Source organism: Planctomycetia bacterium, assembly GCA_016795155.1.
GTDB lineage: Bacteria > Planctomycetota > Planctomycetia > Gemmatales > HRBIN36 > JAEUIE01.
The window spans coordinates 42,697-55,228 of sequence record JAEUIE010000002.1 but is presented as its reverse complement, the minus strand read 5'-3'; the positions used below and the strand labels follow the sequence as shown (position 1 = coordinate 55,228).

The 12,532-nt window shown below is 48.1% G+C and carries 7 protein-coding genes; 3 read left to right on the top strand and 4 right to left on the bottom strand.

The features are described from left to right. Nucleotides 1-155: 155 nt before the first annotated feature. Nucleotides 156-2,888, top strand: a complete 2,733-nt coding sequence (gyrA, locus tag JNJ77_00240) for a DNA gyrase subunit A (GenBank protein MBL8820987.1) — start codon at nucleotides 156-158, stop codon at nucleotides 2,886-2,888. 121 nt (nucleotides 2,889-3,009) lie between these two features. Beyond that, a complete protein-coding gene (locus JNJ77_00235) occupies nucleotides 3,010-6,555 on the top strand; it encodes a HEAT repeat domain-containing protein (GenBank protein MBL8820986.1) in 3,546 nt (1,181 codons plus the stop codon). A gap of 39 nt (nucleotides 6,556-6,594) precedes the next feature. On the opposite strand, the gene JNJ77_00230 is transcribed toward JNJ77_00235, so the two are convergent. Then, the gene (locus JNJ77_00230; GenBank protein MBL8820985.1) at nucleotides 6,595-7,281 is read right to left on the bottom strand and encodes an HAD hydrolase-like protein; all 687 of its coding nucleotides are present in this window, start codon (nucleotides 7,279-7,281) and stop codon (nucleotides 6,595-6,597) included. A 100-nt stretch (nucleotides 7,282-7,381) separates the two neighbouring features. On the opposite strand from JNJ77_00230, the gene JNJ77_00225 reads away from it, so the two are divergent. After that, complete coding sequence (locus JNJ77_00225) at nucleotides 7,382-8,017, top strand: HAD-IA family hydrolase (protein ID MBL8820984.1); 636 nt, start codon at nucleotides 7,382-7,384, stop codon at nucleotides 8,015-8,017. A 1-nt stretch (nucleotide 8,018) separates the two neighbouring features. On the opposite strand, the gene JNJ77_00220 is transcribed toward JNJ77_00225, so the two are convergent. The 3 genes from JNJ77_00220 to JNJ77_00210 form a co-directional block, all read right to left on the bottom strand. Next, a complete protein-coding gene (locus JNJ77_00220) occupies nucleotides 8,019-9,179 on the bottom strand; it encodes an acyltransferase (protein ID MBL8820983.1) in 1,161 nt (386 codons plus the stop codon). A gap of 63 nt (nucleotides 9,180-9,242) precedes the next feature. Beyond that, the gene (locus tag JNJ77_00215) at nucleotides 9,243-11,573 is read right to left on the bottom strand and encodes a VWA domain-containing protein (GenBank protein ID MBL8820982.1); all 2,331 of its coding nucleotides are present in this window, start codon (nucleotides 11,571-11,573) and stop codon (nucleotides 9,243-9,245) included. 161 nt (nucleotides 11,574-11,734) lie between these two features. Beyond that, nucleotides 11,735-12,424, bottom strand: coding sequence for a hypothetical protein (locus JNJ77_00210; GenBank protein MBL8820981.1), 690 nt, complete (start codon nucleotides 12,422-12,424; stop codon nucleotides 11,735-11,737). Nucleotides 12,425-12,532 lie beyond the last annotated feature (108 nt).

Genomic DNA, 12,532 nt, shown 5'->3' with positions numbered 1-12,532 from the left:
AAAGAACATGAAGCATTTCATTTTGTACTTTTGACTGAGAAACTCGTGCTAAATTCTTCATTTGTCCTCAAGAATCAGCATGGCTACATGCTCACAAAACCCTAAAATATAGCTTCGAATTAGTCCGCATTGATGTCTGCTGAAATTGAGGAAATATGCCTGATTCACTACCCCCTGATGTTCCCCCCACAGATGGCAATGTGACTGCAACGCCTGCACCGGAAAATAACCCTCGGGAACAACTTCTCAACATCGAATCAGAGCTGAAGGACAGCTATCTCAGCTATGCCATGTCGGTCATTGTCAGCCGTGCCTTGCCCGATGTTCGTGATGGATTGAAACCCTCGCAGCGTCGCATCCTCGTTGCCATGAATGATCTGAACCTGGGGCCTGCGTCCAGCCGTATGAAGTGTGCCAAAATCACCGGCCAAACTACCGGCGACTATCACCCGCATGGCACCATGGCTGTTTACGATACTCTAGTTCGCATGGCCCAGGACTGGGTCATGCGTCATGTGCTAATCGATAAGCAGGGGAATTTCGGTTCTCTAGCCGGACTGCCTCCCGCGGCTGAGCGATACACCGAAGCCCGACTGAGCCATTTTGCTGCTGAGATGCTGGCTGACCTTGACAAAGACACCGTCGACATGGTGCCTAATTATGATGGTCGCGTCAAAGAACCCATGGTTCTTCCAAGTCGGTTTCCCAATCTGCTGGTGAACGGGTCCGGCGGTATCGCAGTTGGTATGGCAACCAGCATTCCTCCCCACAATTTGTCGGAAGTATGCAGCGCCACAATTCACCTGATCGATCATCCCTCAGCAACCATTGATGACTTGATTCAGCACATACCCGGCCCCGATTTTCCAACCGGTGGAGTTATTTGTGGTCGCCAAGGTATTTATGATGGATATCGTACAGGCCGAGGCAAGGTTATTATCCGTGCCAGAGCCAAGGTCGACGAAGAAGGCAGCCGTAGCCAGATTATCATCAGCGATATTCCGTATCAGCAAACTCGCAACCGCATCATGGAGTTGATTGGCGAAGCGATCAAGAATGAAAGAATTACTGGTATCAGTGGCGCACCTCGGGACGAATCATCCGAAAGAAAAGGAGAACCTGTCCGCATAGTCTGTGACATCAAACGCGATGCTGATCCTCACCTGGTATTAAACCAGCTTTACCAGTTCACACCTCTGCAGGAAACATTCAGTATCATCTTGCTGGCTTTGGTAGATGGCAGGCCAAAGACTTTAAATTTGAAGCAGATGTTGGAGGAATACCTACGACATCGAGTGCGCGTCATTCGACGCCGTACAGAATATCTGTTGCGTCAGGCCAAGCATCGTGCACATATTCTAGAAGGACAACTGATTGCCATCGCCAGCATCGACGAGGTGATTGCCATCTGCCGTGCCGCACCAAGCCGAGCCGAAGCCAAGAACCGCCTGGTTGCCCTGGAAGTTTCTGCAGCAGTGATGCAACGAGCTCTTGGCAAAGAACACTTTGATGCACTGATCAAGGAAGTGGGTCCAAAAACCAGCTTCTCCATGACCGAAGAGCAGGCTGAAGCAGTTGTCCGGCTGCAACTTGGTCAGCTGGCTGCACTGGAACGAGACGAAATCTTCAAGGAATATGCAAGTCTGCGTGCAAAAATCAACGAATACGAAACTCTTCTTTCCGATCAGAAAAACATCCTCGCTGTGGTTCGTAAAGACCTGCATGAAATCAGTGAAAAATATGGCAATGAACGTCGCACCCAGATCATTGATGAAGGCCCCAGCCAGATGAGGCATGAAGACCTCATTGAAGAAGAAATGAATGTAGTCACGATCAGTCACAATGGTTACATCAAGCGGCTGCCCAGCAATACTTACCGCAGTCAGAAACGAGGTGGACGCGGTGTCAGTGGCGGACAAACCCGCGATGACGATTTTGTTGAACATTTTTTTACTGCTTCAACACATGCCTACCTTCTATTCTTCACTAACTTTGGACAGGTCTACTGGCTCAAGGTGTATGACATTCCGCAGATGAGCCGTACTTCTGCTGGACGGGCACTTCCCAATGTTATTTCACTCAAGCCAGAGGAAAAAGTCAGTGCTGTGATTCCAGTAAGACGATTTGAGCCAAATCAGTACCTGCTTATTGCCACCCGGCGCGGCCTGGTCAAGAAAACAGCGCTGGAACAGTATTCAAGGCCTCGAGCTGGAGGCATCATCGGCATTAATCTAGAAGAGGGAGATTCTCTGATCAATGCAGTGCTGGTCGGCGAAGGTGACGAAGTCGTCCTGGCAACTAAAAATGGAATGGCCATTCGTTTTTCTGAATCAGATGCCCGCCCGATGGGTCGTGATACCAAAGGCGTAAAAGGCATCAACCTCGGGAAAGATGATGAAGTGGTAGGCCTGGCTGTTGCTGATCCTGAAGGGCAATTATTGACCGTTTGTCAAAACGGATATGGCAAGCGAACGAGCTTTGGCCCCAGCGAAGCATCTGGGTCTACTGCAACAGGTGATGAAGAACCTGTTGAGAATTCAGAGCCTAATGAATCTGAAGGAGATGAAAATTCTCCCAGCAATATGCGCTATCGAACACAGCGGCGTGGTGGAAAAGGGCTCAAGGATATTCGCACCAGTGAGCGCAATGGGCCAGTGGTGTCCACTGTTGCTGTTCGTGAAGGTGATGAGCTTATGGTTATCACTCAACAAGGTATGGTCACTCGAATGAAAGTCAGCGATTTCCGTTCCATTGGCCGCAATACCCAAGGGGTACGCCTGGCCAACCTGCAGGAGGGTGACCGAGTAGTAACCGCTGTAAAACTGGCTGAACTCGATAATATTGAAGAAATAACAGCTGAGTCTACCGAACCAACCAAAGATGCATAATGCCAATTTATCACCAGTTCATCACTGCACGAGCCAATCGTGCAGTTTTTTGTTTTTAATTATCTGCTTCAAGTTATATTGCAGGGGTGTATGAAAACTCACAAGTTATTTTGAGTGTCACATGAAGCACGTATTTCACCAAGTTATCTGTTTCAGTTACTTTATATTTCATTCATTTGCCATGGCACAGTTACCACCGAATAAGGCTCTCAGCTCATTTCAGGTTGCAGCAGGCCTGAAACTGGAACTGTTCGCCAGCGAGCCCATGTTCAGCAACCCCACGTGTATGGATATCGACGAAAAAGGACGGGTGTGGGTCTGTGAATCGGTCAACTATCGTACGACATTACACCGCAAACCGGTCAACCGCAAAGAAGGGGACCGCATCGTTATCCTTCACGATACCGATGGCGATGGCAAGGCAGACAACGCTACTACCTTCTACCAGGCCCCCGATTTCCTTGCACCTCTTGGCATTGCAGTTTCTAAAGACCCAGCCGGCCCCGGCTACAAAGTTTATGTCTGCCATTCTCCTCACTTGTATCTGTTTGAAGATACGAATGGCGATGGCAAAGCTGATGGGCCACCCAAGATACTGCTTACCGGCTTTGGCGGCCATGATCATGATCACGGCATCCACGGCATCCACTTCGGCCCAGACGGCAAGCTCTACTTCTCCGTCGGCGACCAGGGTGTAAAAAACCTCAAGGATAGAAACGGCAAAGTCTGGAATACCAACCAGACCGATTGCAAAGCAGGTACCATCTGGCGTTGTAACACTGATGGCACCGGACTGGAACTGCTTGCTCACAACTTCCGTAACCAGTACGAACCTGCTGTCAACAGCTTTGGCACTATGTTCGTTTCCGACAACGACGATGATGGACTGCAGCAAACACGCATCTGTCATGTGATGTACGGCGGCGATTACGGCTACTGGCCCAGAAACCGAGGCGATCATCACTGGCATGAAGACCAGCCTGGAGTTGTTCACAAAACCCTCCGCACCGGCTTTGGCTCGCCTACTGGGATGTGCTGGTATGAAGGGAAACTGCTTCATAAAGCTTTCAGCTCTCAGCTGTCAGCTATCAGCAAAAACAATCAGTATGAAGGTTTCCTGCTACACACCGATGCTGGCCCGCGGGAAGTACGACTTTTCGGCGTGCGTCCCAAGGGTGCAGGCTATGAACTCGACAAGGTGAACCTGGTTACCAGTACCGACAACTGGTTCCGTCCAAGCGATGTCTGCGTTGCTCCCGATGGATCTATCTTCATTGCCGACTGGTACGACCCAGGCGTGGGTGGTCATGGCATGGGGGATACGACCAGGGGGAGGATTTATCGGTTAACACATAGCGTGAAGAATAGTGTGGCGAGTTCTGAGCCACAAAAGAATGACATGTTAATGCAGATCAGTTCTCCCTGTATTGCCACCAGAGCTTATGCGGCCAGCAAGTTACTCACTAGCCCTGGTGAGCAGACGAAGATACTTCTGCAGGGCTTGGCAACATCAGACCCAGTCATCGCATGTCGATGTTACTGGTTGCTTGCGAAGACCAACGGTGGAGGTAGAGCATTTACACTATCAGAGAAAGAAGCGTTTGAACGCTTTCTGGAACGATCCGAACCACATGTAAAGAACTGCATTTGTCGGCAATACTGTGATACTTCACCAAACCTTCTCCTGATCGACGATAAACTGCCTGCGAGTGTTACAGCTCAGAATTGGCGTGAGTTCTTGATTGGTTGGCGAAACTCTGATGCTGATGTCGTCAAAGATGGATTCTACAAACTCACCAACCTCTTCGACGGCCATGACCGCGCCTATCTCTCCGCCCTTAACATTGCTTGTGGCACCGATCAGCAGAGGCGGAATACCATTCTCAAAGACTTCGAGAAACACTTCCCCGAATGGAACGACAAGACAGCCTGGCTCGTGTGGGAACTCCGGCCACCATCAGTTATCAGCAAGTTGGGGCGCAAGGTTGCTTCCGAAAATATGTCCCCCTTACAAACAGAATTAGCACTTGGTGCTCTAGCCGCTTCTAGTGGAATAGAGGGTGGTGAATCGTTGCTTAAGCTGCTGCAAGACACCAAGCCAAACCGTCATGTGCGGGCAGCAGCTCTTAAGACACTGCTACAACACCTTGGCGGGAAATGGAGCAGCCTGAAAAGCTCCTTCCTGGTTCTCAAAGCCATCGAAACCCAAATGACTGATGGCGAAATGCTGCCTGCTGTTGTTGAACTCGTCTCAGTCTGTGAACGAAAGGACTTTCAGGGCTTTCTGGACAGGCTTGCCTTCAATTCGGAAGGGCATCCTAACCAGGTTCGCGTTGCTGCTATTGCTGGCTTGGGAAATCTGAAATCCAAAGAATCGATAGCAACTCTCACCAAACTTCTCATTCGCCCGGAAACTCCGGATATTCGTAAAGCCGTCATGACGGCCTTGGGGAAAATAGGCACGACTGAAGCGATGAAGCCGCTCCAAACTTACTTCCTCAATGAAAAAATCGACATGGAAGATCGCCGACTGGCTCTGGAAAGCCTTACTGGAAGCAGACAAGGGAATAGTTGGCTACTGGAACTGCACTCGAAAAAAGAGCTGCCTGAATCACTGATTCCAGAAACAGGAAGGTTACTGCGAAATAGCCCTTACATTGATCTACGAAACAAAGCGCTTATCGCATTTCCAGTTTCCAAAAAATTAAACATGACAAGCCTACCTGCTCCTGTCATGTTGGCAAAGAAAACGGGTAATCCTGAACAAGGCAAAAAACTGGTACTAACTCATCAAGACCTGGCATGTATCAAATGTCATGGCTTTCAGGGAGTGGGTGGCAGTATCGGGCCTGATCTTTCCATGATTGGTGTTAAAGGAAGCGTGGAGAATCTCTTCGAATCCATTTTAACTCCTGATAAGGCAATTGCCGATCAGTACGTACAACATGTCATCGAAACCAAAGATGGCGTTGTCATGAGCGGATTGATGGTCGAGGAAACTGGAGAACACATCATCCTGCGTGATGCCAGCGGCAAAGACACCAAGCTGGCTATTCGTGATATCGAAAAACGAAGCAAAAGCGCCAAATCGTTGATGCCTGATAACCTTGCAGGATTTCTGACAGAAGATGAACTGGTCGATGTTGTTGCGTATCTGTCCACAATGAAGTCCCCTGCTCTGCTTGTTGATCGGTGGCAACTGATGGGTCCCTTCCCGAACGATGAAAAGGACAGCGGGTTGGATAAGGTTATGGGACCGGATACAGGTTACTACAGCAAAGCGAGCTATCAAGGTAAATCGAATAGAGTGGAATGGAAACAAGTACTCGCAAACTCGTCGGGCTATCTCGACCTTGCACAAATACATGGCGATGATGCACCGATGAGTGTTTCCTATCTTTATGCTGAAGTGGATGCACCACAAGCTGGATGGGGAGATATCAAACTCGGCTCTGATGATGGTGTCAATGTGATATTCAACGATAAGCTGGTGTTCCGTCATCGACGACATGAAGCAGCACAGCCCGGCAGGGATAGTGTTGCCGTTGAATTCAAGAAAGGGAAAAATACGTTACTGCTCAAAGTCAGCAACGGAAACAACCCTCATGGAGTCTTTTGTACACTGCTGCCACCTGGAACTGAGCCGGCAAAACTGCTAAAACCGTAGATTCTGAACGATGCTGTCTGTTGATATCTCTGAAAAATCTTACACCAGCATCCTTGATAACAATACAGGATGATTTAATGACGCAGCTAGTAGATCTGGCTTATGACTTTCCAACTCATCATGTGGATGCATTCCAGTTGAGACCGCCAGGACTTTAGCGCCAATATGTCGAGCACAGCTGATATCGAGCGGTGTGTCGCCAATTACCCAGGTACGATTTGGAGAGAGTTCCACTCCAGCGAACTGCCGTGCCTCATTCCAGGCGGCTTGTGCAACCTCATTGCGGGTATGCACTCCGTCTCCAAATCCCCCGAAAGAGAAGAAGTGATTCATGTCATAATGGCCTAACTTAACCTGCGCTCCGCGACGGATGTTTCCTGTCAAAAGCCCTATCATTATCGAATGAGAACTGGAACGAAGTGCTTCCAATAGTGGGATGACGCCAGGAAGAACGCTTCCTTTTTTGCAATTCAGAGCTTGTGGCAACTGATTAAGATACGATTCCTGCAACTTTGAAATGTTCTCTAAACTGGGATCGATGTCGTGAGCCTGAAGCAATTCATGGGCAATCGCTACATCGGTACGACCACTATAAGGCACCTGTTTTCTAATCTCCATAAGTCCAAACAGATTCAGGAATGCTGTTTCCAGTGCCATCTTTCCTGCACCGCCACTGGAAAGCAATGTGCCATCGATGTCGAACAGGAATACATAAGGAGTAGACAAAACCTGGAATCTCTGCAAAAAGAAGACGGAAAAATCAGCCTCTCACCTTACAATACTGTTACATCACGAGATGACTATCTTGCAACCCACCGATACTGGCATGCCTTACCGATTGGTACTCTGGGATTTTGATGGCACCATCGCTGATTCGATGGCGATTTCGCTGACTATTGTCAATCGGTTAGCTGCGCAGTTCCGTTTCAAGCCGATTACCGATCCGTACAGCGTACGAAAGATGACCGTGCGGAAATTCATGAAAGAACATAACATCGGCTTCCTCAAGTTGCCTCGGATTACCCGTGCATTTCAACAGGCCATGCGGCATGAGATCGAGAATGTTAAGCTCTATCCGGGAATCCTGCGTGTCCTGAAGCAAACGCATTCAGCTGGAATGCGACATGCCATACTTTCCTCTAACTCGCCGGAAAATATCCAAGCATGTTTGAAAGCCAATGGCATATCCGAATACTTTGAATTTACTGCAGGCTGTTTCAAGCTGTTAGGAAAAGCCCGAGGCATTAAACGTGTAATCAAACAGCACAAACTTCAGAAAAAAGATGTGTTGTACATCGGTGATGAGGTACGCGATGTTGCTGCCGCACACAAAGCAGGTATTGATGTTGCAGCAGTGAGTTGGGGTATCAACGATTGGAACACACTGGCTGACGCAGAACCGACGCACCAGGTTTCTACTGCAGAAGAACTGCTCGCAGTAGCTATCTGTTCCAAGCTCTGATTCATCGTTGTTTGAGATAGGGCTTCTCAAAACAGAGATAAAATACCCAGGAGGTGAATATCACGATTGGAATGCAATCATAAATCAGCACATGTTGCCAACCTGGTCTCCCCAGCCATTCAGCGAGAAGAGTATTACCTGCATACATTATGCGCATGAGTGGTATATGCAACAGATATAAGCTGTAGGAAAACAGGCCTAACCATACCAATAGTTTGAAAAGGTGATTATTCGTTTTCTCTTTTTGATATGGAAGCATCCCCAGAAGGAAAAAGAAGGTTGCCAGTGCAACCCACACGTCACGATAAGGCCACAGAACACTGTAAAAGACTGAAACCATACTGATGGCAAGGCACACCACAGCGACAAACAGCAATGTCATTCTGTTTGGCAGCCGTCGTTGTCGCACCAGACATTCTGCTGCAATGACACCTAAATACCACTCAAAGTACTTCGCCAGAAAAAAGTAATCCCATGGACTATGATCCAAATAATTGCTGCTGTTTTTGGGCATGGGGACCATAATAATTTCGCAGATCAGGAGAATCAAACCGACTGGCAGTAAGCCAACTCTCCGCATCATGATGAGCAACACAGGGTACAACAGATAAAACTGCACTTCGAATACTAGTGTCCACAGAACACTGTTCAGGTCTTTGGCTGATTCGAAGAATGGCAGCAAGAAGAACGCGTTGTAAAGAATTTCCTTTACGCCAAAAGCTTGCTCATAGAACCCATCAGGCAAAGGCAGTGGCCAGCCTCGCGACTGATATTCCATCAGCCTCATTACGCCTAAACTGAGTGAAGCTACAAACAGACTTGCAAAGTAAGCAGGATAGAGTCGCCAAAACCGGCGCTCAAAGAATGCTGCCAGTTTCAAACCATCCTGACCACCGACAACGCGACGACGGGCCTGCGGCAAATGGATGCAGAATCCACTGACAACAAAAAAAATGGTGACTCCGTAGTAACCGAACTGAATGGCAAAGAACGAGAGAGAGTCAAACCAGGATTGGTTTACATCCCATGATACTGGTGCGACCTGACTGGTTTTCCAGGGATTGAGTACATTCCAGATATGGTAAAGGAACACCCATAGCGCTGCAAAGCCGCGCAATGCATCGATGAGATCAAGTCGTTGAGGGTTAGTGGGCGAGGGCATGTTTCAACTTTAGCACACAACTCGCCCCCTGTCGCATCTACAATTGGCAACACAGACCCAACATTAGCTTCCTTTTGTAAAGAGTTTTGTTATCTCGGCTTCAGTGATCTCTTCTTCTCCAGTATTTGGATCGACAACAATAGCAGTGCCATTGGGAGCAATCCAGATCAAGGAAGAGCCCAGTTGGAGAACTTCCTTCATCTCCGGCTTTACTTCCAACAACTTGAAGTAGGCTTTACTCATCGTTTTAATTGCAAAAGTAGGTGTGGCTTTCTTATACTGATCGTCGACCCAGACTCCGTTGACTTCAAGGCAATTCCGTTGATTGACCTGGCGTTGAATTTGCCTGCTTTGCTGAGACTGATTCTTCATCTCGTTCATCTGAACAGATAGATCGACACCCAACCGTCCCTGCTGTGTCTGTTGCAGGTCTCCTGCTCTCAATGCCCTGTTGGCCTGATCCAGAGTCCCTTTGCCTCCCATGACAGCACTGGTCGCTCCTCTGGAGTCAGCAACACTCTTACTGCTTTCAAGCATTTTGAGGACTTCACGAGTTGATCGACTTCTTTCTAAGCTTGCACCACCGCCTGCCATTCCCCCAAGACCTGATGACTGACCAGGTGGAACAGGACTCCAGCGCCTTTCTCCAGGTCGTGGTACATCATCTGGAATCACCAGATAGCTGGTGTATGGAGTTGCAATGCCATATTTTTTGGCAAGCAGGACAACTTCATCTACCAGTTCTTTTGATTCACCCCGCAGCCGGATTTGATCCAGCAAGTAGCCTACTTTTCTCCTGGCCCACAACTCTTCGACATAAGGTTTGGCATCAGGCTTTTCTTGCAAATCTAATTCATAATGAAATTCTTTGTTGAGAGAGCCCACTGAACCAGACAGTTTTATGGATGACTTGCCCGTGCCTTGGGTGCGTGCCAGTACTACTATTTGTCCGCCGTGAAATAAGTCGGGAATCTGTGGTGGATACATATCGAGCAAACGAACACCTTCTGACGTCGTGAGTTTTAAATCGGTCAGAACCGGCTGATTGATCTGGCTGAAGAAATGTGAAACCTTGATTTCCATATCTTCCTGAGGCTTGACAAAACTACTGGATCCGCGATTCTTCTCCGCCAGCTGATCAAGTAGGCTTGCATCCAGATCATACCCAACACCAAAGGTGAATAACCTCGTGCCGGAACGTATCTGGGATTGAACCGTTTGAAGGATGCGAGCTGACTCGGTTTCTCCAATGGTTGGCTTACCATCTGTCAGAAAAATGATGCAATACTGTCTCTCCTTGTCACCGACTTGCAACTTTAAGGCTTCAGTCAATGCATCGCTGATAGCTGTTCCCCCAGTTGGTTCAAGGGTATCGATCCATTTTTTGGCACTTGCAATCTGGTCTGCACCGCTTACCAGGCTGGTACTGAATGCATTAACCGTAGTAGCAAACTGGATAACAGTAAACCGATCGCCAGTTTTAAGAGAATCAAGACCATATTTCAGTGCCTTTTTAGCCTGTTCTATTTTGCCATCTTCACGCATGCTACCTGAGGTATCGAGGACAAATACCATGTCTCGTGGAATTCGTTGCTCCGGAGTAATATCTGCCCGGGGCGCCAGAAGAAGCAAGGCGTAGCCATCGCGATGGTCTGGTTTGTGGTGAATAACAGTCAGGCCTATATCATCTTTGCCTGTCGAGTAAAACAGTTGCAAATCTCTATCGAGAGCAACCATACTCTTGTCAAAATACACTGTCGCATGGCGATCACTTTTGCGATTGAATGAAATAGGATGTGTCGGGCTATAGATATTGTGAATTGGTCGCGAGGATTTCAGTTCCATCTCCAGGGAAAACTCACCGCTGACACGAAGTAACTGCGTTTGTCCTTTTAAAGGATAGTGGTATTCAACGATTGAATCCCGTTTGCTCGCCAACGAGGTAAAACTGACTTCTACTTCCTGGTCTCCCCTGGCTGGTACCGGGAAGACTGACATCTGTAACAGATCTGATCCTACATATTCGAGTAGACCTGGATCCATTGTTCGACGAACTATCTCTGTATAGATCGACTTGGCTTTGGCTGCCTCGACCAATTCTCCTTTTACTTTTTTCCCGTTGACCATCATCGAGAAATCTTTGACCGACGCACCTCTTGGTACATGAAACGAATAAATAGCTTCCAACGGGCGGTTCGACTGATTTCGAAAAGTCTGTTTCACTCTCGTAACTGCAACCTGATCTTCCAGTAGCACTTTGATGTGGTGATTCACTAATTGCATAGGAGGCAATGAGCGATCACGTGGCAACAAATGGCCTTGAGCCTGCGTTGGCGACAGCATCATTGATTTTAGAAGTACCATAGCGAGCAGAAACCGAATGACGTGGCACATAGCCGTCTCCCGATATTTCTTACTTATTGCACACTAGACTCTAATTTATTAGACGATTGCAGCTTGCATTAGTTTGAACAATCATGATTACCGAACACTATTCAAACAGAAAGCCTCCGGATTCCGGAGGCTTTCTTGGTTTCAATTGGATTGTCTTGTTATTATTTGTTGGGATTGACAAACCCAGTTTGTTGCAATGGATTTACAGGGGCCGGTGGCTGTACAGGATTTGGCAACTGTTGCTGCATAGCTGGCGGGTAAGAATATTGGTTTGGCATCATGTTGGTCTGTGTACGCGGCAACGGTGATTGACCAAGATTCTGCACGTCAGCAGGTGGCGGAACAGTGCCGGTTCGAATACTGGCCATATCGTGACGGCGTATAAGAATACGCTCTGATCTGTTCCCTTGACCGAATTCATCGGAAAACATGCTGTATACCGCTACTTTTCCAGTCGTTGTTTCCATGAGATAAAGCACCGACTGGCCACGGATAACCAATCCAGTGGTCATGACAAAATGAACATTCGCTCGTGGAGCAATCTCAAACTCCTTGACGAGGTCTACTTCTCCAAACGCAATCATCTTGCCCGTTTGACGGTTCATCGTTGTTGCCAGAAGTTTCCCAGACTTGTAGTCAAGTATCCAGACTCCATCGAGCTCTACATTCTGTGACTGGTTTGAATTAACAGTCAAAGTCTGGTTGATTGGGCCTGTTGCCATGATGAAGTCTTCATGACGATCGGTACTGCCGCCGGCAAAAACTGGTTGTCGGTTATTTAGCATCCAGCCAAGAGCTAACCCTGTTATCATAGCCAGGCTGACAGGCATCCATGCACGTCGTAACAACATGACTCTCTCCCTGCATATGAACGGGAGAGCTATAGCAGATTGCGGAAACGATGCTAGCCGAGTTTCCAGCTTGACAGCATTCTGCCTGTAAGCTATCTGCCCAGCATG